We start from the raw sequence: 25,666 nt of genomic DNA, 5'->3' as shown, positions 1-25,666 counted from the left end.
CGCCGGGGCCGCGTCGTGTTGGATGGGGTCATGACCAAGCCAGTGATCGAGTACCCGGGCGGGGAACCGCCGGCCGACCTCGTCGTCGAGGACCTCACCGTCGGCGACGGCACCGAGGCCAAGCCCGGCGACCGGGTCGAGGTGCACTACGTCGGCGTCGAGTTCGACACCGGCGAGGAGTTCGACGCCTCGTGGAATCGCGGCCAGTCCATCGAGTTCCCGCTGCAGGGGCTCATCCAGGGCTGGCAGGAGGGCATTCCCGGCATGAAGGTCGGCGGTCGCCGCCAGCTCACCATCCCGCCGGCGAAGGCCTACGGTCCGGCGGGCGCGGGGCACCGGCTCTCGGGCAAGACGCTCGTCTTCGTGATCGACCTGCTCGACGTCAAGTAGCAGCACCCTCGGGGGCCGCACCGGTCAGCTCACGGCGAGCCGGTCGCCGTCCACGAGCGCGTCGGCCTGCTTGAGCTGACGCGACACCGGGCTGATGGCCAGGCTCTGCACGCCCTCGATCGCGCCGACCGTCTCGGTCACCATCCGGTACAGGTGCTCGACGTCGCGGCACACCACGCTCGCCATGAGGTTCTGCGGCCCGGTGACCGCGCCGGCGAAACCCACCTCCGGGGCCGAGGCGAGGGCGGTGCCCGCGGCGTGCAGCCGGGACGGCGGCACCGTCAGCCACAGCGTCGCCGACGCGTGCATCCCGATCGCCGCCAGGGCGATGTCGACGTCGAGGTAGGCGGCGCCGTCCTCGACCAGCGTGCGCAGCCGTCGCGCCGCGCGTGCCTCGGTCGTGCCCGCGGCGTCGGCCAGGGTCGCGTAGGAGGCGCGCGCGTCCGCCTTCAGCACGTCGAGCATCGCCGTGTCGCCGGGGCGGAACTCGAAGCGACGGTCCTCGGCGCACGGGCGCAGCGCCATCGTCGCGGTGGCGGCGGCAGCCTGCTGCGCGTCGAGCAGGTCGGCGAGCCCGGCCCAGTCGTCCGCGGGTGACGTGCCCACCCCCACGTAGCGGTGCAGCAGCATCGCAGCGCTGATGTCGAGCACCGGCGCCGAGCGGGGCAGGCGGTGCATCAGCAGTTCGTCGCGCGACTCCTGCGAGCGGGCGCGCAGCACCCACAGCACCTCGGCACCGCCGGCGGCGAGCGTCACCCAGCTGACGTCGTCGCGACGGGCGAGCGCCTGCGCCAGCGACTCCGCGCCGCTCGGACGGCACTTGGTGCGCACCGTCCAGTTGGTCTGCCCGAACGCGGTCGGCCGCAGGACGACGGTGACGCGCACGATCCCGCCGCCGACCAGCCGCCGGTACCGGCGCGCCACGGTCTGCTCCGACAGGGCGAGGATGTCGGCCACGGTACGGAACGGGATCCTCGGTGACAGCTGCAGGCAGCGGATGATCTGCGCATCGACGACATCGATGCTGGCGGTTTCGGACAACATGACCGTCGATTGTGGCGGATTCCGCCACACGACGGCAATTCGGTGCGTCCGGCGTCCGACCCCGGGCCGATAGTGGTCCGCGGTTCGTCGATCCCGGTGCCTCGTGCTCGTCGGGACGGTGAAGAGGACGACTGGGGAAGGACCCGACATGCGCAAGTGGTTGCCGTTGCTCACGGTGTGCCTGGGCACGTTCATGCTGCTCATCGACGTGACGATCGTGAACGTCGCGCTGCCCGACATGGCCACCGATCTGCAGACCTCGTTCGCGTCGCTGCAGTGGGTGGTCGACGCGTACGCGCTGGTGCTCGCCGCGCTCGTGCTGGGCACCGGCTCGATCGCCGACCTGGTGGGGCACCGGCGGGCCTACATCGCCGGGCTGGGGCTCTTCGCGGTGTCGTCGCTGGTGTGCGGGCTCGCGCCGAACGCCGGCGCCCTGGTCGCGGCGCGGGCCGTCCAGGGGCTCGGCGCCGCGGCGATGTTCGCGACGACCTTCGCCCTGCTCAACAGCAGCTACCACGGCCGCGACCGCGGCACCGCGTACGGCATCTGGGGGGCGGTGGCCGGCGCGTCGGCCGCGGTCGGCCCCATCGTCGGCGGCCTGCTCACCGAGGGCGTCTCGTGGCGCTGGATCTTCTTCGTCAACCTGCCGGTCAGCCTCGTCGCGATCGCGCTGTGCGTCGTCGTGCTGCGCGACTCGCACGCGCCGGTGCGCGCTCGGGTGGACGTGCCCGGCATCGTCGCGTTCACGGCGGCGGCGGCCTCGTTGACCTACGGTCTGATCGAGGCCAACGAGAACGGCTGGGGCGAGGTCGGCAGCTGGGGCTGGCTCGTGGCCACGCCGGTGCTGCTGGCGGTGTTCGTCGCCGTCGAGCTGCGGACCCGGGCACCGATGCTCGACCTGTCGCTGCTGCGCAACGGTCCCTTCGTCGGGGTGCTGCTGGCCGGCATGTTCGTCACGCTCTGTGCGTTCGCGTCGTTCACGTACACGACGATCTGGCTGCAGTCGGTCGTCGGGCTGAGCCCCATCGAGTCCGGTCTCGTGGGGCTGCCGCTGTCGCTCGCGTCCTTCGGCGTGTCCGCGGCGATCGGCCGCTTCCTGCACGGCACCCGTCCCGGCCCGATCATCGGGGGTGGCCTGCTGCTCATCGGGCTCGGCGGCCTGCTCGGCGGGATGCTCGTGCACGGCAGCGCCACCTGGCCCGCGCTGCTGCCCGGGTTCTTCCTCGTCGGCGTGGGCGTCGGGCTGGCCACGCCGACGCTGAGCTCGGCGGCGATGAGCGCGGTGCCGGTGCAGCGCGGCGGCATGGCGGCTGGGGCGGTCAACACCGCCCGGCAGCTGGGCTTCGCGCTCGGCATCGCCGGTCTGGGCTCGGTGTTCGCGGCGCGTTCGGCCCACGTCCTCGCCGACCACCGGGTGCCGGCGTCGGACGCGGTCTCGCGGGCGGTCTCGGGCGGTCAGGCGCACGGCGTCCTGGCCCAGGCGCCGGCGGCCGTGCGCGGCGCGCTCGACGACGCGATCCACGCCGCCTCCGTCCAGGGCGTGCAGTGGACGCTGCTCGTCTCCGGCGTCCTCGGCGTCCTCGCCGCACTGGCGGTGTTCGTCCTCGTCCGCCCGCCGGCCGAGGCGGGTCGCCACGAGCCGGCGGCGCTCGGCGCCGACGAGCTGGACGCCGCCCCCGCCTGACCCTCCCCGTGGCCGTTGCGGCGCGGTTGATCGCGGCCACACCGCGGGGCAAGCGCGGATGGGGGCTGTGGACAACCTCTGCTCCGCTCCTTCGACGCGTCACGATCGCCGGCATGGGTGGGCTCCCGGACCCCGATCGGTACCTGGACCACGTCCTCGTCGACGCCGTTCCCGGTGGTCCCGGGAGGCCGGGACCGGGTCCGGCTCGGCAGTGGCAGAGCTGGTGGCACGCGGCGGCGCGCGGCGCCGGGGAACCGCTCCGTACGGCGGCCGGCCGCGGCTTCGTCCTCACCACCGCCGAGCTCGCCGCCCTGGGGGTGACCCGCTCGGCGGCCCGGGCGGCCGTCTGTCGGGGCGACTGGTCGATCCCGGCCAGGGGGACGGTGGCGCCGTTGCGTGTCGTGGGGTCCGGCGACGTGCGACTCGACGCACGGCGGCGGCACGCCCTCCACGCGGCGGCGCTGTGCCGTGGCCGCCGTGAGCACGTCGTCGCGGCGGCGAGCTCAGCCGTCCTGCACGGCCTGCCGGTCCTGCGATTGCCGACGGCGCCCGAACTGCTGGCGCCGGCGCGCCTCGGCCTCGGGCGCCGCGCGGCGGGGCACGCGTACGGCGCAGGGCTGTCCGACGCGGAGGTGACGTCGTGGTTCGGGGTACCGGTGACCACGGTGGCGCGGACCCTCGTCGACCTCGCCCGTCACGATGCGCGCGGCGGCATCATGGCGGCCGACTCCGCGCTGCGCGAGCGGGTGGCCACCGTGGCCGCGATCGATCGGGCACTGGCCGGCGCGCTCGGCTGGCCCGGCGTCCGCCAGGCGCGCGCCGTGCTGGGCCTGGCCGACCCCCTGGCCGAATCGCCCCTCGAGTCGGTGGTGCGCCTCGCGCTGTGTCGAGCCGGGTTCCCGTCACCCCGGCTGCAGTACGTGATCGGCGGCTACCGGGTCGATTTCTGTTGGCCCGAGCAGCGGTTGGTCCTCGAGGCCGATGGCCGCGACAAGTACACCGCCGACGCGCTGTGGCGCGAGAAGCGGCGCGAGCACGCGCTGCGCTCGCGGGGCTGGCGGGTCGAGCGCATCCTGTGGGAGGACGTGCTGCGGCACTGGCCCGTCACGGCAGCGAGGCTGAGAGCGGCGCTGGCCCCACGGTGACCTGCTTGCCCTTCGCCGTGGTCGCGCTCGGGGTTGCTAACGCGGCCACGCCGAGGGGCAGGACGACGGCCAGATGCGGCGTAGACTCCCCGCCGGAGCGCTCGTGAAAGCGTTCACAAACTCTTCCCCGTTCGGCAGGAGCCCCCCAGCATGTCGGTCCCCACGGCGGAGGTCCGCCCCGAGTCGCTGACCGCCGATGAAGGCAACGACGCCGACGTGATCGTCGTCGGCGCGGGTCCGGCGGGCAGCAGCGCCGCGTACTGGCTGGCGAGCGCGGGCCTGTCCGTCGCCCTGATCGAGAAGACCGAGTTCCCGCGCGAGAAGGTGTGCGGCGACGGCCTCACCCCCCGCGGCACCCGCGCGCTCGTCGACATGGGCATCGACGTCAGCGAGGCCAACGGCTGGCTGCACAACCGCGGACTGCGCGTCATCGGCGGCGGTCAGCGGCTGCACCTCGACTGGCCCGACCTCACCAGCTTCCCGCCGTTCGGACTGGTCCGGCCTCGCGCCGACCTCGACGCGATGCTGGCCGAGCAGGCGGTCAAGGCCGGTGCGCGACTCTACGAGCGCACCAGCGTCACCGACCCGATCCAGGACGCGACCGGTCGCGTCGTCGGCGTCACCGGTCGGACGGCGGACAAGAAGCCGGTCACCTTCCGCGCGCCGCTCGTGCTGACCTGCGAAGGCGTCAGCGGCAAGCTCGCGCAGAAGCTCGGCGTGCACCGCAACGACAAGCGCCCCCTCGGCGTGGCCGTCCGCCGCTACTACACGAGCCCGAAGACGCACGACGACTATCTCGAGTCGTGGCTGGAGCTCTGGGACGGCAAGCCCAACGAGTCCGACCTGCTGCCCGGTTACGGCTGGATCTTCGGCATGGGCGACGGGACGGTCAACGCCGGCCTGGGCGTGCTGAACTCCAGCAGCGGCTTCGGCAAGACCGACTACCGCGCCATGCTGACCCGCTGGCTCGACAACACTCCCGAGGAGTGGGGCCTGCGCGAGGAGAACGCCGTGGGCAAGACCGGCGGCGCCGCGCTGCCGATGGGCTTCAACCGCACCCCGCACTACGTCGACGGCCTGCTCATCGTCGGCGACTCGGGTGGCTCGGTGAACCCGTTCAACGGCGAGGGCATCCCCTACGCGATGGAGTCGGGCAAGTACGCGGCCGAGGCTGCCGTCCAGGCGCTGGCCCGGCCCGACGGCCCCAGCCGTGAGCGCGCGCTGCAGCAGTACCCGGCGCGCATGCGCGAGGAGTGGGGCGCCTACTACCGGCTCGGGGCGGTGTTCGTGAAGCTGATCGGCAATCCGGCCGTCATGCGTGCGTGCACCCGCCACGGCCTGCCCCACCCGGCGCTGATGCGGTTCGTCCTCAAACTGCTGGCGAACCTGACCGACCCGCACGACGGGGACGTCTCCGACCGCGTCATCACCGCGCTCACCAAGCTGACCCCGGCGGTCCGTTAGGCATGCCTAAGCCCAAGTTCCGCCTGAGTGCGGGGATAGCCTGGGGTTCGCGCCCCCCGATTCCGTCCGAGAAGGGAGAGCAGCGCTAGATGCTCGCGCCCTACCTGCCGATCGTCCTGCTGTTCGCACTGGCCTTCGGCTTCGCGTTCTTCTCGGTCGCCATCGCCCCGTTCACCGGGCCGAAGCGTTACAACAAGGCCAAGCTCGACTTCTACGAGTGCGGCATCGAGCCGACGGAGCAGCCGCTCGGCCCGCAGCGGTTCCCGATCAAGTACTTCCTGACGGCGATGCTGTTCATCGTCTTCGACATCGAGATCATCTTCCTGTACCCCTACGCCGTGTCGAACAAGGCGCTCGGACTGTTCGGGCTGGTCGAGATCATCCTGTTCATCGTCACCGTGTTCTCCGCGTACGCCTACGTCTGGCGCCGCGGCGGACTGGACTGGGACTGATAAGCCATGGGTCTAGAAGAGAAGCTGCCGGACGGCGTCCTGCTGGCCAGCGTCGAGAAGCTGGTCAACTGGACGCGCAAGTCCTCGCTGTGGCCGGCGACGTTCGGTCTCGCCTGCTGCGCCATCGAGATGATGACCTTCGGCGCGCCGCGATTCGACTCCGGCCGCTTCGGCATGGAGGTCTTCCGCCCGTCGCCGCGGCAGGCCGACCTGATGATCGTCGCCGGGCGCGTCAGCCAGAAGATGGCGCCGGTGCTACGCCAGATCTACGACCAGATGCCCGAGCCCAAGTGGGTGCTCGCGATGGGCGTGTGCGCGTCGAGCGGCGGCATGTTCAACAACTACGCGATCGTCCAGGGCGTCGACCACGTCGTCCCCGTCGACATGTACCTGCCCGGCTGCCCGCCGCGGCCGGAGATGCTCATCGACGCGATCCTCAAGCTGCACCACAAGATCATGAACGAGCCGCTGGGCCCGAAGCGTGCCGCGAAGCTCGCCGACCAGACCGTCGAGCTCGTGCCGTCGTCGTACAAGTACGGGCGGTAGGACGGTGGCAAGCCCCACGGAGCGCCCCGTCCCCGACGACTCCGCCCCCGAGCAGGGCGCGGCCGACATCGCGCGCGCGACGGTCGGCACGGGTGGCGCGTACAAGGCCGACTCCCCGTACGGCGTCGAGCGACACGGCATGTTCGGCGTCGCCGGCAGCGGTGACACCTCCGGCTTCGGTGGTCTGGTCCGCGAGCCGTGGACGCCGCCGCCGGCCGAACGGCCGTACGGCGGTTACTTCGACGAGGTCGTCGACGCCCTCTTCGAGGCCTACGCCCACGCGGGCGAAGCGGTCCGCAAGGTCGTCGTCGATCGCGGTGAGCTGACGCTGCAGGTCGAGCGCGACCACCTGCTCGGCGTGGCCACGGCACTGCGCGACGACCCGAACCTGCGCTTCGAGCTGTGCTCCAGCGTGTCCGGTGTCGACTACCTGGGCTCGGCCCACCGGCTGCACTCGGTGGCGCACCTGACGTCCATGACCTACCGCCGCCGCGTCCGCCTCGAGGTCGCGGTGAGCATCGAGGACCCGCACGTTCCCTCGCTCACCGGGCTCTACCCGACCGCCGACTGGCAGGAGCGCGAGACCTTCGACCTGTTCGGCATCGTCTACGACGGCCATCCCGCGCTCACCCGCATCCTGATGCCGGACGACTGGGACGGCCACCCGCAGCGCAAGGACTATCCCCTCGGCGGCATCCCCGTGCAGTACAAGGGCGCCACCATTCCACCGCCGGACGAGCGGAGGGCTTACAAATGAGCACCACCGACGACTACGCGCCGTCACGCGCGACGACCGAAGGTCGCGTCTACAACCTCACCGGTGGCGACTGGGACCAGGTCTTCGGCGGCACCGACCCCATCGCCGACGAGAAGCTCGTCATCAACATGGGGCCGCAGCACCCGTCGACGCACGGCGTGCTGCGGTTGGTGCTCGAGCTCGAGGGCGAGACCGTCACCGACGCGCGCGTCGTGGTGGGCTACCTGCACACCGGCATCGAGAAGAACACCGAGTACCGGACGTGGACGCAGGGCGTCACGTTCCTGACCCGGGCCGACTACCTCTCCCCGATCTTCAACGAGACGGCGTACTGCCTGGGTGTCGAGCGGCTGCTCGGCATCGAGGCGCCGGCGCGCGCGCAGCTCATCCGGGTGCTGATGATGGAGGTCAACCGCCTCTCGTCGCACTGGGTGTGGCTCGCCACCGGCGGCATGGAGCTCGGTGCGCTCACCGCGATGACCAACGGCTTCCGGGCACGCGAGCGCTGCCTGGACGTGCTCGAGGCCGTCACCGGGCTGCGCATGAACCACGCGTTCGTGCGCCCCGGCGGCGTGGCGCAGGACCTCCCCGAGGGTTACGAGGAGATCTTCGCCCAGTTCCTCAAGGAGCAGCGCGAGGAGCTGGTCGGCGTCGACCGCCTGCTGCGCGGCCAGCCGATCTGGATCAACCGCCTCAAGGACGTCGGCTGGATCGGCGTCGAGGGCTGCATCGCGCTCGGCATCACCGGCCCGCTGCTGCGGGCCGCGGGCCTGCCGTGGGACATGCGCAAGACCGAGCCGTACCTCGGCTACGAGACCTTCGACTTCGAGGTCCCGACCGACGACCGCGGCGACTGCTGGTCGCGCTTCGTCGTCCGCGTCGCCGAGATGCACGAGTCGATCAAGATCATCGAGCAGGTGCTGGCACGGCTCGAGCCGGGCGAGACCATGCACGACGACCCCAAGATCGCGTGGCCGGCGAAGCTCAGCCTCGGCCCCGACGGCATGGGCAACTCGCTCGAGCACGTCCAGAAGATCATGAACACGTCGATGGAGTCCCTGATCCACCACTTCAAGCTGGTGACGGAAGGGTTCCGCGTCCCGGCGGGCCAGGTGTACTCCAAGGTCGAGTCACCCCGCGGCGAGCTCGGGGCGCACATCGTCAGCGACGGCGGCACCCGGCCCTACCGGGTGCACTTCCGCGAGCCGTCGTTCATCAACCTGCAGGCCGTCGCGGCGCTGTCGATCGGCGGCCAGGTCGCCGACGTCATCGCCGCCGTGGCCTCGATCGATCCCGTCATGGGTGGGTGTGATCGCTGATGCCGGACTACGAGTACAAGAGCTTCACCGACGCCCCCGCGCAGGCGGCGCCGACGAACTCCGACACCGACCGGACGAACTTCCGCACGTCGGTCATCAACCTCGATCGCCCGGGCGACCCGTCGGTGTTCTCCGACCGGACCCGTGCCGACGCCGCGGAGCTCATCGCGCGCTACCCCGAGGGGCAGTCGCGCTCGGCGCTGCTGCCGCTGCTGCACCTCGTGCAGTCAGAGCAGGGGTACGTCACGCCCGACGGCATCGCGTTCTGCTCCGACGTCCTGGGCATCACCAAGGCGCAGGTCGCCGCGGTGGCGACGTTCTACACGATGTACAAGCGTCAGCCCACCGGCGAATACCTCGTCAGCGTCTGCACCAACACGCTGTGCGGCATGCTCGGCGGCGACGAGATCTTCGACGCGTTGAAGACGCAGCTCGGGGTCGGCAACAACCAGACCACCGAGGACGGCCGCATCACCCTCGAGCACGCCGAGTGCCTCGCGGCCTGCGACTACGCGCCCGTCGTCACCGTCAACTACGAGTTCTTCGACCAGCAGTCGGTCGGCACCGCGCGCTCGCTCGTCAGCCAGCTGCAGTCCGGCGAGCGGCCCGCGCCCACCCGCGGCGCGCCGCTGTGCTCCTTCCGCGAGATCGAGCGACAGATCGCCGGCCTGTTCGACGAGACGACGCTCGCGCCCGAGGCCAACGGCACCGGCACGCCGACCGAGGCCGGCGTCGCGCTGGCCGTCCGGCGGGGCGACACCGCACCGTCCTACGCCGTCGACTCCTCGGCCGACGCACAGCAGGGGCAGGCGGCGGCCACGGTCACCCACGGCCAGACCGAGGGCCCGAGCGAGAGCGACGCGCCGCTGCACACCGCGGAGTCCGACCCGAGCAACACGACGGACCCGGCGAGCGAGACCGAGAAGGAGGACTAGGACATGAGCCTCAGTCCCGTTCTGACGAAGCGCTTCGGCACCCAGCAGCCGTGGAAGCTCGACAACTACGAGCGGCTCGACGGCTACGCCGGTCTGCGCAAGGCGCTCGCGATGGCGCCCGCCGACCTCGTGACCCTGGTCAAGGACTCCAACCTGCGTGGCCGCGGCGGCGCCGGCTTCCCCACGGGCATGAAGTGGTCGTTCATCCCCAAGGACAACCCCAAGCCGAAGTACGTCGTGGTCAACGCCGACGAGGGCGAGCCGGGCACCTGCCGCGACCTGCCGCTGATGATGAACGACCCGCACTCGATGATCGAGGGCATCATCATCGCCTGCTTCGCGGTCGGCGCGAACCGTGCCTTCGTCTACATCCGCGGCGAGGCGATCCACGCGATCCGTCGGGTCACCGCGGCCGTCAACGAGGCGCGGGTGAAGGGCTACCTCGGCACGAACATCCTCGGCTCGGGCTTCGACTGCGACATCGTCGTGCACGGCGGCGCCGGTGCCTACATCTGCGGCGAGGAGACCGCCCTGCTCGACTCGCTCGAGGGGCGTCGCGGCCAGCCGCGGCTCAAGCCGCCGTTCCCGGCCACCAACGGCCTGTACGACTCGCCGACCGTCGTCAACAACGTCGGCACGCTCGCGAGCGTGCCCTACATCGTGCTGGGCGGCGCCGACTGGTTCAAGGCGATGGGGCCGGCCGGGTCGCCGGGCCCGTGCATCTACTCGCTGTCGGGCCGGGTCGCGAACCCGGGTCAGTACGAGGCGCCGATGGGCACCACGCTGCGCGAGCTCATCGAGCTCGCCGGCGGCATGAGCCGGGGCAAGGACGTCAAGTTCTGGACGCCCGGCGGCTCGTCGACCCCGCTGTTCACCGAGGCGCACCTCGACACCCCGCTCGACTTCGACGAGGCCGTCAAGGCCGGTTCGATGAACGGGACGTCCGCCGTCATGATCTTCGACGAGGGCGACTGCGTCGTCCGCGCGGTGAAGAAGTGGTCGGAGTTCTACCGCCACGAGTCCTGCGGCAAGTGCACGCCGTGCCGCGAGGGCACGTACTGGTACGTCGGCATCTACGACCGGCTCGAGGCCGGCCGGGGCACCGACGAGGACCTCGAGACGCTGCTCGACCTGTCCGACAACATCCTGGGCCGGTCCTTCTGCGCGCTCGGCGACGGCGCGACGAGCCCGGTGTCGTCGTCGATCAAGTTCTTCAAGGACGAGTACATCGCGCACATCGAGAACCAGGGCTGCCCGTACGCGGGCAACCGCGCGCTCGCCGGGGCCCACTGATGAGCGCGCGCGCGAAGGACGAGGGAAGAGCATGACCGAAGCACCCGCCAAAGAGGACCTCATCTCCGTCACCATCGACGGCCTGGAGATCTCCGTCCCCAAGGGCACGCTGCTCATCCGCGCCGCCGAGCAGCTCGGCATCTCGATCCCGCGCTTCTGCGACCACCCGCTGCTCGACCCCGCGGGTGCGTGCCGGCAGTGCCTCGTCGAGGTCACCGACATGGGCAACGGCCGCGGCATGCCCAAGCCCGCGGCGTCGTGCACCACCACGGTCATGCCGGGCATGGTCATCAAGACGCAGCTCACCTCGGCGGTCGCCGACAAGGCGCAGCAGGGCGTCATGGAGCTCCTGCTCATCAACCACCCGCTCGACTGCCCGATCTGCGACAAGGGCGGCGAGTGCCCGCTGCAGAACCAGGCGATGAGCAACGGCCGCGCCGACTCCCGCTTCCACGAGACCAAGCGCACCTTCCCCAAGCCGGTGGCGATCTCGTCCAACGTCCTGCTCGACCGCGAGCGGTGCGTGCTGTGCCAGCGCTGCACCCGGTTCTCGCTGCAGATCGCCGGTGACCCGTTCATCGACCTGCTCGAGCGCGGTGCCCAGCAGCAGATCGGCACCTCCGAGGAGGTGCCCTTCCAGTCCTACTTCTCGGGCAACACGGTGCAGATCTGCCCGGTGGGCGCGCTGACCAGTGCCTCGTACCGTTTCCGCGCCCGGCCCTTCGACCTGCAGTCCACCGACTCGATCTGCGAGCACTGCTCGTCCGGCTGCGCCCAGCGCACCGACTGGCGCCGCGGCAAGGTGACGCGTCGGCTCGCCGGCAACGACCCCGAGGTCAACGAGGAGTGGAACTGCGACAAGGGTCGCTGGGCTTTCCAGTACCTCCAGCAGGCCGACCGCGTCCTCAACCCGCTGGTGCGCAACGCCGACGGCGAGCTCGTCGAGACGAGCTGGCCCGACGCGCTCGAGCGCGCCGCGCAGGGTCTGGCCGAGGCCGTGGACCGCGGCGGCGTCGGCGTGCTTCCCGGCGGCCGGCTGACCGAGGAGGACGCGTACGCGTACGCGAAGTTCGCGCGTGTCGCGCTCGGCACGAACGACGTCGATGCCCGCACCCGGCCGGTGTCGGACGAGGAGCTCGCGTTCCTCGGCTCGCACGTCGCCGGTCTCGGTCCCGAGCACGTCTCGTTCACCGACCTGGAGCACGCCCCTGCGGTGCTGCTCGTCGGGTTGGAGCCCGAGGAGGAGGCCGCCAGCGTCTTCCTGCGGCTGCGCAAGGGCAGCCGCAACCACGGCGCCCGCGTCTTCTCGCTCGCCGCGTACGCCTCGCGCGGGCTGACCAAGCTGGCCGGGACGTTGCTGCCGACCGTGCCGGGTGCCGAGGGCGAGGCCCTCGACTCCCTTCCGGGCGACGTCGTCGGCGCGCTCGGCGGCCCGGGCGCGCTGATCCTGCTCGGCGAGCGGCTCGCGACCTCGCCCGGCGCGCTGAGCGCCGCCGTCCGGCTCGCCACCGAGACCGGCGCCCGCCTGGCCTGGATCCCCCGGCGCGCGGGCGAGCGCGCCGCGATCGACACCGGCGCGCTCCCGACGCTGCTGCCGGGCGGTCGCGACCTCACCGACGCCGTCGTGCGCGCCGAGGTCGAGGGCGTGTGGGGCGCCGCGATCCCGACCCGCCCCGGCCGCGACATCGACGGCATCCTGCGTGCCACCGCCGAGGGCGCACTCGCCGCGCTCGTCGTCGGCGGCGTCGAGCCGACCGACACCGCCGACCCGGCACTCGCCGAGCAGGCCCTCGCCAACGCCGGCTTCGTGGTCAGCCTCGAGATCCGTCACAGCGCCGTCACGGCCCACGCCGACGTCGTGCTGCCGGTCGCCCCGGTCACCGAGAAGGCCGGCCGCTTCGTGAACTGGGAGGGGCGTCGCCGCCCCTTCGAGCTGACGATCGCCGGCACCGGCGCCATGAGCGACGCCCGCGTCCTCGACGCGCTGGCCGAGGAGCTGGACGTCCGCCTGGACCTCGCGTCGGTCGAGGCCGCGCGCGCGGAGCTGCTGCGTCTCGGCCCGGCCGTGTCGCGCGTGGCGGCACCGGCCGTCGCGCCGTCGCCGGCACCGGTGGCCGCCGCGGGCGAGGCCGTCCTCGCCACGTGGAGCGAGCTCATCGACGCCGGCCGCATGCAGGACGGCGACGAGCACCTCGCGGGGACGGCCAAGCCGGTCTTCGCGCGGGTGAGTGCCGCCACCGCGGCGGAGGTCGGCATCGTCGACGGCGACCTGCTCTCGGTGTCGACCGAGCGCGGTGCCCTGGTGCTGCCCAGCAAGGTCGAGCTCATGCCCGACCGCGTGGTGTGGCTGCCGACCAACGCCCGGGAGTGCTCGGTGCGCACCGGCCTCGGTGCCGTCGCCGGCGCCACCGTCACGCTCGTCCGGACGGATGCCCCGCCGGTCGTCGGAGAGGCGCAGTGATGGACGTTCTCGCAGCAGGGCAGAACCTGCCCGGCTTCGGTGACCAGCCGATCTGGCTCACCGCGCTCAAGGTGCTCGGCGTCTTCGTCTACCTGGTGCTGATGACGCTGTTCACCATCGTCTTCGAGCGCAAGGTCGTCGGTCGGATGCAGAACCGCATCGGGCCGAACCGCGTGGGCCCGTGGGGTGTGCTGCAGTCGCTCGCCGACGGCATGAAGCTCGCCTTCAAGGAAGAGATCATCCCGGTCCTGGCCGACAAGCCGGTGTACTACATCGCGCCCATCGTCTCGGCCGTGCCGGCCTTCCTCGCCTTCTCGGTGATCCCGTTCGGGCCCGAGGTGTCGATCTTCGGTCACCACACCGCGCTGCAGCTGACCGACCTGCCGGTGGGCGTCCTCGTCGTCTTCGCCTGCTCGTCGCTCGGCGTCTACGGCATCGTGCTCTCGGGCTGGGCGTCCGGATCGACCTACCCGCTACTCGGCGGGCTGCGCTCGGCGGCCCAGATGATCTCCTACGAGGTCGGCATGGGTCTGTCGATGGTGGCGGTGTTCCTCTTCTCCGACACCATGTCCACGTCGGGCATCGTGGCCAAGCAGAACCACCTCTGGAACGTCATCCCGCTGATCGTGTCGTTCGCGATCTACGCGGTGTCGGTCGTCGGCGAGACGAACCGCGCCCCGTTCGACCTGCCCGAGGCCGAGTCGGAGCTCGTCGGCGGCTTCCACACCGAGTACTCCTCGTTCAAGTTCGCGATGTTCTTCCTCGCCGAGTACATCAACATGGTCACCGTCTCGGCGCTCGCCACCACGCTGTTCCTCGGCGGCTGGCGCGCCCCGGTGCCGCTGTCGCTCTGGCACGGCGCGAACGCCGGCTGGTGGCCGATCCTGTGGTTCACGGCCAAGGTCATCGCGATCCTGTTCGTCTTCGTCTGGCTGCGCGGCACGCTGCCCCGGCTGCGCTACGACCAGTTCATGGCGTTCGGCTGGAAGGCGCTCATCCCGATCAACCTGGTCTGGATCCTCGCCGTCACTGCGATCCACGTGCTGCGCGACCGCGGCTGGCCGGCCTGGCAGGCCACGCTCGTGCCACTGGCCATCGTGCTGTTCGTCATCGTCATCCCGGCGGTGATGGTGTGGGACGGTGCGTCCGCGCGCCGCGCCGCCGACCTCGAGGACGACGAGGACGACCACGCCCGCTACGAGCCCACCTTCCCGACGCCCCCGATGGACCTCGTCGTTCCCACACCGCCGCGGTCGCTGGCCACGGCCGGGGTCCGCCGCCGCCCCGCCGAGATCGAAGGCGATGACACCGATGTCTGACTCAGCAGTCCCCGCGAACACCCCGCACGGGTCGTCGGCCCTGGAGCCGGGCGCCGGCGTCACGCCGCGCAAGGCGGCCCCGCTGCCCGAGCCGACCGGGAGCGTCGCCGGCTTCGCCAAGGGCTTCGGGCTCACCTTCTCGACGATGTTCAAGAAGGTCTACACGCAGCAGTACCCGTTCGACTACTACGGCACCAAGCCGCGCTATCACGGCCGGCACGTGCTGAACCGGCACCCGGACGGCCTGGAGAAGTGCGTCGGCTGCGAGCTCTGCGCATGGGCCTGCCCCGCCGACGCGATCTACGTCGAGGGCGGCGACAACACCGACGAGCAGCGCTTCTCGCCCGGCGAGCGGTACGGCAAGGTCTATCAGATCAACTACCTGCGCTGTATCTTCTGCGGGCTGTGCATCGAGGCCTGCCCGACGCGGTCGCTCACGATGTCCAACGAGTACGAGCTCGCCCTCGACGACCGCCAGCAGCTGATCTACACCAAGGAACAGCTGATGGCGCCGCTGCTGCCCGGCATGGAGGCGCCGCCGCACCCGATGCGGCTCGGCGACGACGAGAAGGACTACTACGCGAGCCGCTCGCAGGCGCCGCTGCAGCAGGGCGAGCCGCAGAGCACGGCCAACGTCGCGGGCAGGCCGATCACGGGCCACGCCAACCGGATGGGGCAGCACCATGGCAGTTGAGCTGCTGGCGGCGCCGCTGACGAACGGCACCGTCCCGCTGGGCGAGGCGGTCGCGTTCTGGATCCTGGGGCCGGTCTCGCTGGCCGGCGCGGTCGGCATGGTGCTGTTCCGCAACGCGATCCACTCGGCGCTGTCGCTCGTCGCGACGATGATGAGCCTGGGCGCGTTCTACGTGATCCAGCAGGGACCGTTCCTCGGTCTGGTGCAGATCATCGTCTACACCGGCGCGATCATGATCCTGTTCCTGTTCGTCCTCATGCTGGTGGGCCGCGACTCGTCGGACTCCATCGTCGAGACGTTGCGGGGTCAGCGGTGGGCCGCCGCGCTGTTCGGGCTGGCGTTCGCCCTGCTCGTCGCGATCGGTATCGCGAAGGCGTTCGAGGGCGATCAGACACCGGCCGATCTCGATGCGGCGAACGCGAACGGCGGCAACGTCAACTCCATCGCGCAGCTGCTGTTCACGAAGTACCTGTTCGTGTTCGAGCTGACGTCGGCGCTGCTCATCATCGCCGCGGTGGGCGCCATGGTGCTCGCCCACATCGAGCGCGAGGGTCGCAAGCCCACGCAGAAGTCGCTCGCCCGCGAGCGCATCCGCAGCGGCCGGCCGCAGCCGCTGCCCGGACCCGGCGTGCTGTCCACCGGCAACTCGATCGGCACGCCCGCGCTGCTGCCCGACGGCACCATCTCGCACGAGTCGACGATGGTCGGCCACGAGGAGTTCCCGCCCTACGAGGGCGTCCCCGGCGTGCTCGACCCGAGCGACTACAGCGACGCGGAAGCGAGGTCGACGACGAAATGAACCCGTCGTACTACCTGATCCTGTCCGCGGCGCTGTTCACGATCGGCGCGGTCGGCGTGCTCGTCCGCCGCAACGCGATCGTGGTGTTCATGTCGGTCGAGCTGATGCTCAACGCCGTGAACCTCTCGCTCGTCACGTTCTCGCGGATCAACGGCAATCTCGAGGGGCAGGTCATGGCCTTCTTCGTCATGGTCGTCGCGGCCGCCGAGGTCGTCGTGGGGCTCGCGATCATCATGGCCATCTTCCGAACCCGCAGGTCCGCGTCGGTCGACGACGCCAACCTGCTGAAGTACTAGGAGCGGCTCGGTGAATCTCGCCGAATCCGGCACGGAGTTCCACACCGCGACCGGGATCCAGTCAGGCGTCTGGCTGCTGGTCGCCGTCCCCGCGCTCTCGGCGCTGATCCTGCTGGTGATCGGCCGTCGCGCGAACAAGTGGGGGCACCTGCTCGGTGCGCTGGTCCCGATCGCGCTGTTCGTCTACACGGTCATGCTGTTCTTCTCGGTGAAGGACCTGCACGGCGAGGAGCGCCGGGTCGACCTCAACCTGTTCGACTGGGCGCCGGTCGGCAACTTCCGCATCGAGGTCGGCTTCCTGCTCGACCCGCTGTCGCTCGTGTTCGCCCTGCTCATCACCGGTGTCGGCTCGCTGATCCACATCTACGCGGTCGGCTACATGGCCCACGACGACGGCCGCCGCCGCTTCTTCGGCTACTTCAACCTCTTCATCGCGGCGATGCTGCTGCTGGTGCTGGCCGACAGCTACCTGCTGCTCTACATCGGGTGGGAGGGCGTCGGTGTCGCGTCCTACCTGCTGATCTCCTACTACTTCACCCGCAACTCGGCCGCCACCGCCGGCAACAAGGCCTTCTTCGCCAACCGCGTCGGTGACGTCGGGCTGTCCATCGCGATCATGCTGATGTTCGCGTTCACCGGCACCTCCGCGTTCAACACCGTGCTCGGCACGAACTTCTCCACCGGCGCGGCCACCGCCATCGCGCTCATGCTGCTGCTCGGCGCCTGCGGCAAGTCCGGTCAGTTCCCGCTGCAGACCTGGCTGCCCGACGCCATGGAGGGCCCGACCCCGGTGTCGGCCCTCATCCACGCCGCCACGATGGTCACCGCCGGCGTCTACCTCATCGCCCGTTCGGCGCCGATCTTCAACGCCTCGGACGCCGCGCGCACCGTCGTCACGATCCTCGGCGCGATCACCCTGCTCTACGGCTGCATCGCCGGGGCCGGGCAGGACGACCTGAAGAAGGTGCTGGCCAACTCGACGATCAGCCAGATCGGCTACATGTTCCTGGCCGTCGGGCTCGGCCCGGGCGTCTACGCGATCGGCATCATCCACCTGGTCGGGCACGGTTTCTTCAAGGCCGCGCTGTTCCTTTCGGCCGGCTCGGTCATGCACGCGATGAACGACCGCATCGACATGCGTCGCTTCGGTGGCCTGTGGCGGGTCATGCCCATCACCTTCGGTGTCTTCGCCTGCGGTTACCTGGCGATCCTCGGAATCCCGCCGTTCACCGGGTTCTGGACCAAGGACAAGATCATCGAGTCGGCATTCGACAAGGGCGGCGCCACGGGCTGGATCCTCGGCCTCTGCGCGCTCCTCGGCGCCGGCCTGACCGCGTTCTACATGACCCGCGCCTTCGTCATGACCTTCCTCGGCAAGCGCCGGTGGGAGGACGACGTCCACCCGCACGAGGCGAAGCCGGTCATGTGGCTGCCGATGGCCGTGCTCGCCGTGCTCGCGCTCGCCGGCGGTTACCTGATGATCATGGGCGGTAGCGTGCAGCACTGGCTGGAGCCGTCGGTGGGTGAGGCCGAGGAGGTCGGCACGCACACGGTCTCGCCCGTCGCGCTCACGGCCATCACGCTCGTCGTCGTCGTCTTCGGCATCGCCGGGGCGTTCCTCGCCTTCGGCCGCCGGCCCGTTCCGACGGTGCAGCCGGCCGGCTCACCCGTCACGCTCGTCGCGCGCAACAGCCTGTACGCCGACAAGTTCAACGAGACGTTCCTGATGCGTCCGGGGCAGTGGCTGACCCGCGCGCTCGTGTTCTTCGACAACCGGGGGGTGGACGGCGCGGTGAACGGCCTCGCGGCCGGATTCGGTGGCAGCTCGTCGCGACTGCGACGGGCCCAGACCGGATTCGTGCGCAGTTACGCGCTGTCGATGCTCGCCGGCACGGTCGCCATCATCGCCGTGCTCCTGGCGGTGCGTTTCCAGTGAACCAGTCCTATCAGCTTCTAGTCCTGGTCCTGATCCCGCTCGCGGGGTCGCTGGCCGTGTTCGCGCTGCCCGAGGCGCAGTCGAAGCTCGCCAAGCAGGTCACCCTGGTCGTCTCGCTCGGCGTCACCGTCTACGCGCTCGTCCTGCTGTTCACCATGAACACGGGCATGCCGAAGACGGCCGCGGACCGCTTCCAGTACGCCTTCCAGGTCGACTGGATCAAGGCGTTCGGCGTCCACATCTCGCTCGGTGCCGACGGCATCGCCATGGCCCTGGTCGGCATGTCGACGTTGCTCGTGCCGGCCGTGGTCCTCGCGTCGTGGAACGCGCTCGACAGCCGCTCCGGCGCCGAGGAGGCGACCCCCACGCGTCGCCGCTCGGTCAAGAATTACTTCGCGCTGCTGCTGCTGCTCGAGTTCTTCATGATCGGCGTCTTCACCGCGACCGACGTGTTCCTGTTCTACGTGTTCTTCGAGGCCATGCTCGTGCCGATGTACTTCATCATCGGCAGCTTCGGCGGCCCGCGCCGGCAGTACGCGGCGATGAAGTTCTTCCTCTACTCGCTCGTCGGCGGCCTGCTCATGCTGGCGTCGGTGATCGGCCTGTACGTCACCAGCAGCTCGCGCAGCTTCTCGATGGTGGACCTCATCGAGCACCCGCTGCCGAACGACGCTACGCAGAAGTGGCTCTTCCTCGGCTTCTTCATCGCCTTCGCGATCAAGGCGCCGCTGGTGCCGTTCCACACCTGGCTGCCCGACGCCGGTGCCGAAGCGCCCGCGGGCGGTGCCGCCCTGCTGGTCGGCGTCCTGGACAAGGTGGGCACGTTCGGCTTCCTGCGCTACTGCCTCGTGCTCTTCCCGGGCGCGTCGAAGTTCTTCGCGCCGGCCGTCCTCGTGCTGTCGGTCATCGGCGTGCTCTACGCGGCGTTCCTCGCCATCGGCCAGCGAGACATGAAGCGGCTCGTGGCCTACACGTCGGTCGCGCACTTCGGCTTCATCGGCCTGGGCATCTTCGCGTTCACGACGCAGGGCGGCTCGGGCGCCGTGCTGTACATGGTCAACCACGGCTTCTCGACCGGCGCGCTGTTCATCGTCGTCGGCCTGCTCATCGCCCGCGGCAAGAGTCGCAACGTCGACGACTACGGCGGTGTGGCCAAGGTCGCGCCGCGGTTGGCGGGACTGTTCCTGCTCGCCGGACTCTCGGCCCTCGCGCTGCCCGGCATGAGCACGTTCATCAGCGAGTTCCTCGTGCTGGTCGGCGTCTTCAGCCGGTACAAGGGCTACGCGATCGTGGCGACCACCGGCATCATCCTGGCCGCCGTCTACGTGCTCTACCTCTACCAGCGCACCTTCCAGGGTGCGGTGAGCGAGCGGGTCACGAAGTTCCGTGACCTGAACGCGCGCGAGATCCTCAGCGTCGCGCCGCTGATCGCGATCATCGTCTTCCTCGGCGTCTACCCGAAGCCGGTGCTCGACGTCATCAACCCGGCGGTCAAGGTGACGCTGCAGCACGACATCGGGACGACCGATCCCGCCCCGAGTTACCAGACGGCCGTCGGAGGTCAGAAGTGAGCGCCCTGCTGCTGGCCGCAGCCGACAACACCATCGACGCCCCGTCGGTGTCGTACTCGGCGCTGTCGCCCATCCTCATCGTCCTGGGCGCCGCGATCCTCGGCGTCATCGCCGAGGCCGTCCTGCCGCGGCGCGACCGATTCCCCGCCCAGCTGGTCATCTCGCTCGGCGGCCTGATCGCCGCGGTCGTGGCGGTCGGCGTCATCCACGCCACCAACGTGGCGACCCCGTCGCCGGCCGGGAGCAACCTGTCCTTCGCGGGCTCGCTCGCGGTCGACTCGACCGGCCTGTTCATCCAGGGGACGGTGCTGGCCCTCGCCATCATGGCCACGTTGCTGATGGCCGAGCGGAGCGTCGACGTCGGCAGCCCGATCGTCGCGTCGTCCGCCGTCGTCGTCGGGTCGGCCGACGACCGGCGGCTGGCGCAGACCGACCGGGTGCAGACCGAGATCTTCCCGCTGATGATGTTCGCGGTCTCGGGCATGCTGATCTTCCCGATCGCGAACAACCTGCTGCTGATGTTCGTGGCGCTCGAGGTGCTGTCGTTGCCGCTGTACCTGATGGCGGGCATGGCGCGGCGCCGGCGGCTGCTGTCGCAGGAGGCCGCGGTCAAGTACTTCCTGCTGGGCGCCTTCGCGTCGGCGTTCTTCCTCTACGGCCTCGCGCTGCTCTACGGCTACGCGAACTCGGTCGACCTGCCGACGATCCTGCAGGCGACCCGTGGCTCGACGAAGTCCGACATCCTGCTCTACGCCGGCCTCGCGCTGCTGCTGGTCGGCCTGCTGTTCAAGGCCGGCATCGCGCCGTTCCACAGCTGGACCCCGGATGTCTACCAGGGTTCGCCGACCCCGGTCACCGCCTTCATGGCCGCGTGCACCAAGGTCGCCGCGTTCGGCGCGATCATCCGGGTGCTCTACGTCGGGTTCAACACGACCGCCTACGACTGGCGACCCATCATCTGGGCTGCGGCCATCGCCTCGATGGTCGTCGGAGCGGTGTTCGGCCTGACCCAGACCGACGTCAAGCGCATCCTCGCGTACTCCTCGATCGCGCACGCCGGGTTCATCCTGGTGGGGCTGCTCGCGGTCGACCGCAACGGCCATCTCGGCAAGGACGGCATCTCGAGCGTGCTGTTCTATGTGCTCACCTACGGCTTCTCGACGCTCGCCGCGTTCGGCCTGCTGATGGTGGTGCGCGACTCCGAGGGCGAGGCGACCCGGCTCGCGCAGTGGTCGGGGCTCGCCAAGAAGAGCCCGGCGGTGGCCATCACGATGACGGTGCTGCTGATGTCGATGGCCGGCATCCCATTGACCTCGGGATTCACCGGCAAGTTCTTCGTCTTCCGGGCCGCCTTCAGCGACGCGGGTCCGCTCGTCGTCATCGCGCTCATCAGCTCGGCGATCGCCGCGTTCTTCTACCTGCGGATCGTCGTGCTGATGTTCTTCGCCGACCCGCCGGAGAACGCGCCGACGATCGCGATCCCGGGCTGGTCGACCTCCATCGCGCTCACCTTCGGCGTGGTCGTTACGGTGGTGCTGGGCGTCTTCCCGCAGCCGATCCTGGATCTCGCGACGAAGGCCGCCCGGTTGACGGGCTGACGAGCGAGCGGGGGAACGCGATGACGCCAGCGGCGATCGCCGTCGGCTTCGACGACCCGGTTCTCGAACGCTCCGTCCGGGGTGGTCTCGATGCCGTCGAGGCGGCGCTGCGCGAATCCGTCCTCACCGGCGACGACTTCGTCTCAGACGTCTCCCGTCATCTGGTCGACGCCGGCGGCAAGCGGTTCCGGCCCATGGTGAGCGTGCTCGCGGCCCACTTCGGCGACCCGACCCGGCCGGAGATCGTGCCGGCGGCGGTGGTCTGCGAGATCACCCATCTCGCGACGCTGTACCACGACGACGTCATGGACGAGGCCCTCGTCCGCCGCGGGGCGCCGTCGGCCAACGCGCGGTGGACCAACACCGTCGCGATCCTCACCGGCGACTTCCTCTTCAGCCGGGCGTCCAACATCCTGTCCGACCTCGGCCCGTTCGCCGTGCGGCTGCAGGCGCGCACGTTCGAACGGCTGGTGATCGGGCAGATCCGCGAGACGGTCGGTGCGCGCGCCGGCGTGGACCCGCTCGATCACTACCTGTCGGTGCTGGCCGACAAGACCGGCTCGCTCATCGCCGCGGCGGCCGAGTTCGGCGCCCACTTCGCCGGCGTCGACGACGAGCAGATCGCGAGCCTGCGCCTGTTCGGCGAGCAGATCGGGGTGGCGTTCCAGCTCAGCGACGACATCATCGACGTCGCGTCGGAGTCGGCCGAGTCGGGCAAGACCCCGGGCACCGATTTGCGCGAGGGCATCGCCACGCTGCCGAGCCTCTACGCGCTGCGCTCGACCGACCCCGCTTCGGCGCGGCTGCGCGAGCTCGTGTCCCGTCCGCTGCCCGACGACGCCGAGCACGGCGAGGCGCTGCGGCTGCTGCGCGAGTCGGCGGGTATGGCCGAGGCGCGGGCGACGCTGCAGGAGCACGTCGACGCGGCGCGCACCACGCTGACCGCGCTGCCCGACGTCCCCGCCCGCCGCGCCCTCGAGGCGCTCACCGAGCTCGTCATCGACCGGACGGGCTGAGGCCCGCTCGCGCGCCGTCCGCCTTCCCGCGGCGGTGCTCGGCGCGGAGCTTCGCAACCCGGTCCGACGACCTGGTCCTATCCGCGCGGATAGAGCGGGCGCAGGGCACGCGGTGGCCGGAACGCGGTGGCACCGGGGGTTCGCTGGGCGAGCCGATCGGCGATGAGCCACAGCGTCGCCGGGTCGGCGCCGAAGGCGAGGTGGGCGCAGCGCACCTCGACGTTGCGATGGGTGTCGCTGGGCGCCTCGACGCACGAGCGCCAGTGCACGACCCCGTCGTGCCGCGAGTACACGGCCGTGGACGGCACCGAAATCGGGCGTGCCGTCCCGGGGCTGGGGCCGGCGCCCGCGACGTGCTGGTGCTCGTTGCGGCGGAACGCGAAGCCGGCCCGACTCTGCGCCGGGTCGTGCAGGGCGAAGGGGCTGCCGAGCGTGATCACCTGCCGCACCAGCTCCGGCCGGCGGCGAGCCAGCTCACGGGCGAAGACGCCGCCCAGGCTCCAACCGAGCAGCGAGACCGGGCCGCCGGTGCGCTCGGCGAGCAGGTCCACCGCTCTGGGCATGCCGTCGAGGATGTCGCGGGTCGGCCCGAGGTTGCGTCCCAACCGCCACCCCCACGCGGTGTGGCCGAGGCCGCGCACGAAGCGGCGCAGCAGCGCGGTGCTGGCGTCGGTGGTCATCAGCCCGGGGAGCACGAGCACGCCGTGGCCGTCGCCCGCGGCGGGTCGCGGCGCCCGGACGAGCCACGGCGCGGCGAGCGGCAACGTCCCCACCCGGTAGGCGGTCCGGGCCGGCTCGGTGAGGAACAGCGCCAGCGAGGGCGGCCGGACGTCGATCTCGGGCGCGGCCTGGGTGGAGGTCATCGGCCCATTCAAGCGCAGGACGTTCGGCCGCTGCCCCGCGTACGACCAGCGCTTAGTGTGTGCTCATTGTTAGCGAATCGGGAGATGCTGTGACTCGTAAGCTCGTGCCGACCGTCCTCTGCGCCACGCTCGCCGCCGCCGCCGTGCTGATCCCGGCCGAGTCGGCCGACGCCGCGGCCAAGACCTACAAGAACTGCACCGCGTTGCACGCCAAGTACCCCCACGGCGTCGGCAAGAAGGGCGCCCACGACGTCGTGCGCGGCAAGACGAAGCCGGTGACGAACTTCACGCGCAGCAACGCGCTCTACCGGGCGAACAAGAAGAGCGACCGGGACCACGACGGCGTGGCCTGCGAGGCGCGCTGACCCGGTGCGCCGCGGCGGGCGCTCAGCGCCAGGGTGCGAGCCCGGGCGCCTCGCCCAGCCCGGTGGCCGCAGCGCCCCGTCCGGTGGCCCAGGCCAGCACCGCCCAGTCGGGCCCGCGCACCTCGACCGCACCGTCGCCCACCGTCCATTCCTGGCCGGCCGGCTCGGGTGCCACCGAACCCGCCGCGTCCACCACGACGTGCACCCCGGTCGCGACCCGCTCCGCGAGCGACGTCATCACCCCTGGCAGCAGCTCGGCCACCAGCAGCGGCGGCCACCGGTCGGGGCCGTAGTCGCCGGCGAGGTCGACCCGGTGGATCTCGACCTCGCGCAACCGCCGCGCCGGCCAGTCGGCCGCCGTCAGCCCGCCGTCGGTCCGGGCATCCCACCTGCCCGCCTCCTGCACGGCACCGAACACCCGGTCGAGACGCTCGGCGGACTCGCTCACGTCCGCGAGCAGGGCGAGGGCCGGTCGCGGCGCGCCGTCCTCGATCTCCTGGTCGCGACCCCGGCCGCCCCCGGGGTAGCGGGGGACGACCTCGCCGCGCAGGGCGCCGGCGAGGGTCGCGGCGATGCCGTCGGCGTTGCGCGCCAGGTGCGTGAGGACGTGGCCGCGCGTCCAGCCCGCACAGCGCGACGGCGCGCGCAGCTCGTCGTCTGACCAGCGATGCTCCTCCAGGCCCTTGAGCAGATCGGCGGTCGACGTGCGCACCGCCTGCAGGGCGGCCGTGGGGTCCGGCATGGGGACGATCGTGGCACGGCCGAGCTCGCCGCGACCGTCCGGGCTCATCCCAGCGCGCCGAGCCGGGCCTGCTGGCGCGCCGTGCGCTGACCGTGCAGTCCGTCGACCGTGAGCACGACGAGGGCGATCCACACCAGGACGAACCCCACGAGCTCGGCGACCGGCAGCGACTCGTGCCGGATGCCCACGCCGACGGCGAACTGCAGCACCGGCGCAAGGTACTGCAGCAGCCCGAGGACGCTGAGCGGCAGCCGCCGCGTTCCGGCGGCGAAGAACAGCAGCGGCACGGCGGTGACGAGACCGCTCGTCACGAGCAGCAACGAGGTCGACCAGCGGGTGCCGAAGACGAGATCACCCTGCGCGCCCACGACTCCGAGCACGACCAGTGCGGGCACGAACAGCACGGTCGTCTCGACCGTGAGCGAGTCGGCGGCACCGACGTCGGCGCGCTTCTTGCAGAAGCCGTACATGCCGAAGGAGAACGCGAGGATCAGCGCGATCCACGGTGGCCTGCCGTAGTCGATCGCGATCACGGCGACGGCGACGGTGCCGATGCCGACCGCCGCCCACTGGGCGCGCCGCAACCGCTCACCCAGCACGAGGACGCCCAGCAGGATGGTGAACAGTGGGTTGATGAAGTACCCGAGGCTGGTCTCGACGACGTGACCGGTGTTGACGCCGTAGATGTAGGTCGCCCAGTTCGAGGTGATGAAGACGGCGGCGACAGCCAGCAGGCCGAGCGTGCGTCTATTGCGCATCGCCGCGCGAAATCCGGAGAACCCGCCGGAGACCGCGAGGACCACCAGCATGACGACCAGTGTCCACGCCATTCGCGAGGCGAGGATCTCGACGGTGCCCGCCGGTTCCAGCAGGGGGAAGTAGAGCGGGAAGATGCCCCACAGCACGTACGACGCCGCGCCGTAGCCGAGCCCCCGACGCCGCTCTCCTTCCACGACGTCGAATCTACGGTGACGCGG

At 70.8% G+C, this 25,666-nt stretch carries 24 protein-coding genes; 20 read left to right on the top strand and 4 right to left on the bottom strand.

The annotated features are described in order from the left end of the window. Positions 1-30: 30 nt before the first annotated feature. On the top strand, positions 31-390 hold the full coding sequence (locus BUE29_RS06570) for an FKBP-type peptidyl-prolyl cis-trans isomerase (protein ID WP_073387869.1): 360 nt from the start codon (positions 31-33) through the stop codon (positions 388-390). A 24-nt stretch (positions 391-414) separates the two neighbouring features. Here BUE29_RS06570 and BUE29_RS21865 read toward each other — a convergent pair whose 3' ends face one another. Next, positions 415-1,434 (bottom strand): Lrp/AsnC family transcriptional regulator, encoded by a 1,020-nt coding sequence (locus BUE29_RS21865; protein WP_073387866.1) that lies wholly within the window; start codon positions 1,432-1,434, stop codon positions 415-417. A 148-nt stretch (positions 1,435-1,582) separates the two neighbouring features. Here BUE29_RS21865 and BUE29_RS06560 point away from each other — a divergent pair, with 148 nt between their 5' ends. The 18 genes from BUE29_RS06560 (at position 1,583) to BUE29_RS06475 (ending at position 22,719) form a co-directional block, all read left to right on the top strand. Further along, positions 1,583-3,118, top strand: coding sequence for an MFS transporter (locus BUE29_RS06560; RefSeq protein WP_073387863.1), 1,536 nt, complete (start codon positions 1,583-1,585; stop codon positions 3,116-3,118). Positions 3,119-3,231: 113 nt separating this feature from the next. Continuing rightward, on the top strand, positions 3,232-4,263 hold the full coding sequence (locus BUE29_RS06555) for an endonuclease domain-containing protein (RefSeq protein WP_073387860.1): 1,032 nt from the start codon (positions 3,232-3,234) through the stop codon (positions 4,261-4,263). Positions 4,264-4,413: 150 nt separating this feature from the next. Continuing rightward, positions 4,414-5,727, top strand: a complete 1,314-nt coding sequence (locus BUE29_RS06550; RefSeq protein WP_073387857.1) for a geranylgeranyl reductase family protein — start codon at positions 4,414-4,416, stop codon at positions 5,725-5,727. Between the two features lie 89 nt (positions 5,728-5,816). Continuing rightward, on the top strand, positions 5,817-6,179 hold the full coding sequence (locus BUE29_RS06545) for an NADH-quinone oxidoreductase subunit A (RefSeq protein WP_073387854.1): 363 nt from the start codon (positions 5,817-5,819) through the stop codon (positions 6,177-6,179). A 6-nt stretch (positions 6,180-6,185) separates the two neighbouring features. Continuing rightward, positions 6,186-6,725: a NuoB/complex I 20 kDa subunit family protein gene (locus BUE29_RS06540; protein ID WP_073387851.1), complete on the top strand. Its 540-nt coding sequence runs from the start codon at positions 6,186-6,188 to the stop codon at positions 6,723-6,725. A 4-nt stretch (positions 6,726-6,729) separates the two neighbouring features. Next, the gene (locus BUE29_RS06535; protein WP_084180793.1) at positions 6,730-7,482 is read left to right on the top strand and encodes an NADH-quinone oxidoreductase subunit C; all 753 of its coding nucleotides are present in this window, start codon (positions 6,730-6,732) and stop codon (positions 7,480-7,482) included. After that, the gene (locus BUE29_RS06530; RefSeq protein ID WP_073387846.1) at positions 7,479-8,801 is read left to right on the top strand and encodes an NADH-quinone oxidoreductase subunit D; all 1,323 of its coding nucleotides are present in this window, start codon (positions 7,479-7,481) and stop codon (positions 8,799-8,801) included. Before BUE29_RS06535 ends, BUE29_RS06530 begins: the two co-directional genes overlap by 4 nt. Beyond that, positions 8,801-9,736, top strand: coding sequence for an NADH-quinone oxidoreductase subunit NuoE (gene nuoE / locus BUE29_RS06525; protein ID WP_073387843.1), 936 nt, complete (start codon positions 8,801-8,803; stop codon positions 9,734-9,736). Before BUE29_RS06530 ends, nuoE begins: the two co-directional genes overlap by 1 nt. A gap of 3 nt (positions 9,737-9,739) precedes the next feature. Beyond that, positions 9,740-11,029 carry an NADH-quinone oxidoreductase subunit NuoF gene (gene nuoF, locus BUE29_RS06520; RefSeq protein ID WP_073387840.1) on the top strand — a complete coding sequence of 430 codons (1,290 nt, stop codon included), beginning with the start codon at positions 9,740-9,742 and terminating at the stop codon, positions 11,027-11,029. A 31-nt stretch (positions 11,030-11,060) separates the two neighbouring features. Further along, positions 11,061-13,490, top strand: coding sequence for an NADH-quinone oxidoreductase subunit G (locus BUE29_RS06515; protein ID WP_073387837.1), 2,430 nt, complete (start codon positions 11,061-11,063; stop codon positions 13,488-13,490). Next, positions 13,490-14,809 carry an NADH-quinone oxidoreductase subunit NuoH gene (nuoH, locus tag BUE29_RS06510; RefSeq protein ID WP_073387835.1) on the top strand — a complete coding sequence of 440 codons (1,320 nt, stop codon included), beginning with the start codon at positions 13,490-13,492 and terminating at the stop codon, positions 14,807-14,809. The genes BUE29_RS06515 and nuoH overlap by 1 nt, the downstream gene beginning before the upstream one ends. A gap of 145 nt (positions 14,810-14,954) precedes the next feature. Continuing rightward, on the top strand, positions 14,955-15,503 hold the full coding sequence (gene nuoI / locus BUE29_RS06505) for an NADH-quinone oxidoreductase subunit NuoI (RefSeq protein ID WP_407657318.1): 549 nt from the start codon (positions 14,955-14,957) through the stop codon (positions 15,501-15,503). Then, a complete protein-coding gene (locus BUE29_RS06500; protein WP_073387832.1) occupies positions 15,493-16,302 on the top strand; it encodes an NADH-quinone oxidoreductase subunit J in 810 nt (269 codons plus the stop codon). Before nuoI ends, BUE29_RS06500 begins: the two co-directional genes overlap by 11 nt. Then, positions 16,299-16,598 carry an NADH-quinone oxidoreductase subunit NuoK gene (nuoK, locus tag BUE29_RS06495; protein ID WP_073387829.1) on the top strand — a complete coding sequence of 100 codons (300 nt, stop codon included), beginning with the start codon at positions 16,299-16,301 and terminating at the stop codon, positions 16,596-16,598. The genes BUE29_RS06500 and nuoK overlap by 4 nt, the downstream gene beginning before the upstream one ends. Positions 16,599-16,608: 10 nt before the next feature. Beyond that, positions 16,609-18,534: an NADH-quinone oxidoreductase subunit L gene (nuoL, locus tag BUE29_RS06490; protein WP_234971384.1), complete on the top strand. Its 1,926-nt coding sequence runs from the start codon at positions 16,609-16,611 to the stop codon at positions 18,532-18,534. Continuing rightward, the gene (locus BUE29_RS06485) at positions 18,531-20,105 is read left to right on the top strand and encodes an NADH-quinone oxidoreductase subunit M (protein WP_073387827.1); all 1,575 of its coding nucleotides are present in this window, start codon (positions 18,531-18,533) and stop codon (positions 20,103-20,105) included. The genes nuoL and BUE29_RS06485 overlap by 4 nt, the downstream gene beginning before the upstream one ends. After that, positions 20,102-21,703: an NADH-quinone oxidoreductase subunit NuoN gene (gene nuoN / locus BUE29_RS06480; RefSeq protein WP_200800084.1), complete on the top strand. Its 1,602-nt coding sequence runs from the start codon at positions 20,102-20,104 to the stop codon at positions 21,701-21,703. Before BUE29_RS06485 ends, nuoN begins: the two co-directional genes overlap by 4 nt. 20 nt (positions 21,704-21,723) lie before the next feature. Further along, positions 21,724-22,719: a polyprenyl synthetase family protein gene (locus tag BUE29_RS06475; protein ID WP_073387824.1), complete on the top strand. Its 996-nt coding sequence runs from the start codon at positions 21,724-21,726 to the stop codon at positions 22,717-22,719. A gap of 77 nt (positions 22,720-22,796) precedes the next feature. On the opposite strand, the gene BUE29_RS06470 is transcribed toward BUE29_RS06475, so the two are convergent. Then, the gene (locus tag BUE29_RS06470; RefSeq protein WP_073387821.1) at positions 22,797-23,582 is read right to left on the bottom strand and encodes an esterase/lipase family protein; all 786 of its coding nucleotides are present in this window, start codon (positions 23,580-23,582) and stop codon (positions 22,797-22,799) included. A gap of 89 nt (positions 23,583-23,671) precedes the next feature. Between BUE29_RS06470 and BUE29_RS06465 the strand changes: the two genes are divergently transcribed. After that, positions 23,672-23,947 carry an excalibur calcium-binding domain-containing protein gene (locus BUE29_RS06465; protein ID WP_073387818.1) on the top strand — a complete coding sequence of 92 codons (276 nt, stop codon included), beginning with the start codon at positions 23,672-23,674 and terminating at the stop codon, positions 23,945-23,947. 22 nt (positions 23,948-23,969) lie between these two features. Here the strand turns inward: BUE29_RS06465 and BUE29_RS06460 are convergent, their stop codons facing one another. Together BUE29_RS06460 and rarD are read right to left on the bottom strand one after the other, a co-directional pair. Continuing rightward, on the bottom strand, positions 23,970-24,689 hold the full coding sequence (locus BUE29_RS06460; RefSeq protein WP_073389418.1) for a maleylpyruvate isomerase family mycothiol-dependent enzyme: 720 nt from the start codon (positions 24,687-24,689) through the stop codon (positions 23,970-23,972). Positions 24,690-24,733: 44 nt separating this feature from the next. After that, positions 24,734-25,642, bottom strand: a complete 909-nt coding sequence (gene rarD, locus BUE29_RS06455) for an EamA family transporter RarD (RefSeq protein ID WP_073387816.1) — start codon at positions 25,640-25,642, stop codon at positions 24,734-24,736. Positions 25,643-25,666: the final 24 nt, after the last annotated feature.

This window comes from Jatrophihabitans endophyticus, assembly GCF_900129455.1.
Taxonomy (GTDB): domain Bacteria; phylum Actinomycetota; class Actinomycetes; order Mycobacteriales; family Jatrophihabitantaceae; genus Jatrophihabitans; species Jatrophihabitans endophyticus.
This window is presented reverse-complemented; position numbering and strand designations above follow the sequence as displayed.

Excerpts from the sequence above, each read along its gene's own strand:
- BUE29_RS06570 (WP_073387869.1), top strand. The coding sequence starts at position 31 with ATGACCAAGCCAGTGATCGAGTACCCGGGCGGGGAACCGCCGGCCGAC.
- BUE29_RS21865 (WP_073387866.1), bottom strand. The coding sequence starts at position 1,434 with ATGTTGTCCGAAACCGCCAGCATCGATGTCGTCGATGCGCAGATCATC.
- BUE29_RS06560 (WP_073387863.1), top strand. The coding sequence starts at position 1,583 with ATGCGCAAGTGGTTGCCGTTGCTCACGGTGTGCCTGGGCACGTTCATG.
- BUE29_RS06555 (WP_073387860.1), top strand. The coding sequence starts at position 3,232 with ATGGGTGGGCTCCCGGACCCCGATCGGTACCTGGACCACGTCCTCGTC.
- BUE29_RS06550 (WP_073387857.1), top strand. The coding sequence starts at position 4,414 with ATGTCGGTCCCCACGGCGGAGGTCCGCCCCGAGTCGCTGACCGCCGAT.
- BUE29_RS06545 (WP_073387854.1), top strand. The coding sequence starts at position 5,817 with ATGCTCGCGCCCTACCTGCCGATCGTCCTGCTGTTCGCACTGGCCTTC.
- BUE29_RS06540 (WP_073387851.1), top strand. The coding sequence starts at position 6,186 with ATGGGTCTAGAAGAGAAGCTGCCGGACGGCGTCCTGCTGGCCAGCGTC.
- BUE29_RS06530 (WP_073387846.1), top strand. The coding sequence starts at position 7,479 with ATGAGCACCACCGACGACTACGCGCCGTCACGCGCGACGACCGAAGGT.
- nuoE (WP_073387843.1), top strand. The coding sequence starts at position 8,801 with ATGCCGGACTACGAGTACAAGAGCTTCACCGACGCCCCCGCGCAGGCG.
- nuoF (WP_073387840.1), top strand. The coding sequence starts at position 9,740 with ATGAGCCTCAGTCCCGTTCTGACGAAGCGCTTCGGCACCCAGCAGCCG.
- BUE29_RS06515 (WP_073387837.1), top strand. The coding sequence starts at position 11,061 with ATGACCGAAGCACCCGCCAAAGAGGACCTCATCTCCGTCACCATCGAC.
- nuoH (WP_073387835.1), top strand. The coding sequence starts at position 13,490 with ATGGACGTTCTCGCAGCAGGGCAGAACCTGCCCGGCTTCGGTGACCAG.
- nuoI (WP_407657318.1), top strand. The coding sequence starts at position 14,955 with ATGTTCAAGAAGGTCTACACGCAGCAGTACCCGTTCGACTACTACGGC.
- BUE29_RS06500 (WP_073387832.1), top strand. The coding sequence starts at position 15,493 with ATGGCAGTTGAGCTGCTGGCGGCGCCGCTGACGAACGGCACCGTCCCG.
- nuoK (WP_073387829.1), top strand. The coding sequence starts at position 16,299 with ATGAACCCGTCGTACTACCTGATCCTGTCCGCGGCGCTGTTCACGATC.
- BUE29_RS06475 (WP_073387824.1), top strand. The coding sequence starts at position 21,724 with ATGACGCCAGCGGCGATCGCCGTCGGCTTCGACGACCCGGTTCTCGAA.
- BUE29_RS06470 (WP_073387821.1), bottom strand. The coding sequence starts at position 23,582 with ATGACCTCCACCCAGGCCGCGCCCGAGATCGACGTCCGGCCGCCCTCG.
- BUE29_RS06460 (WP_073389418.1), bottom strand. The coding sequence starts at position 24,689 with ATGCCGGACCCCACGGCCGCCCTGCAGGCGGTGCGCACGTCGACCGCC.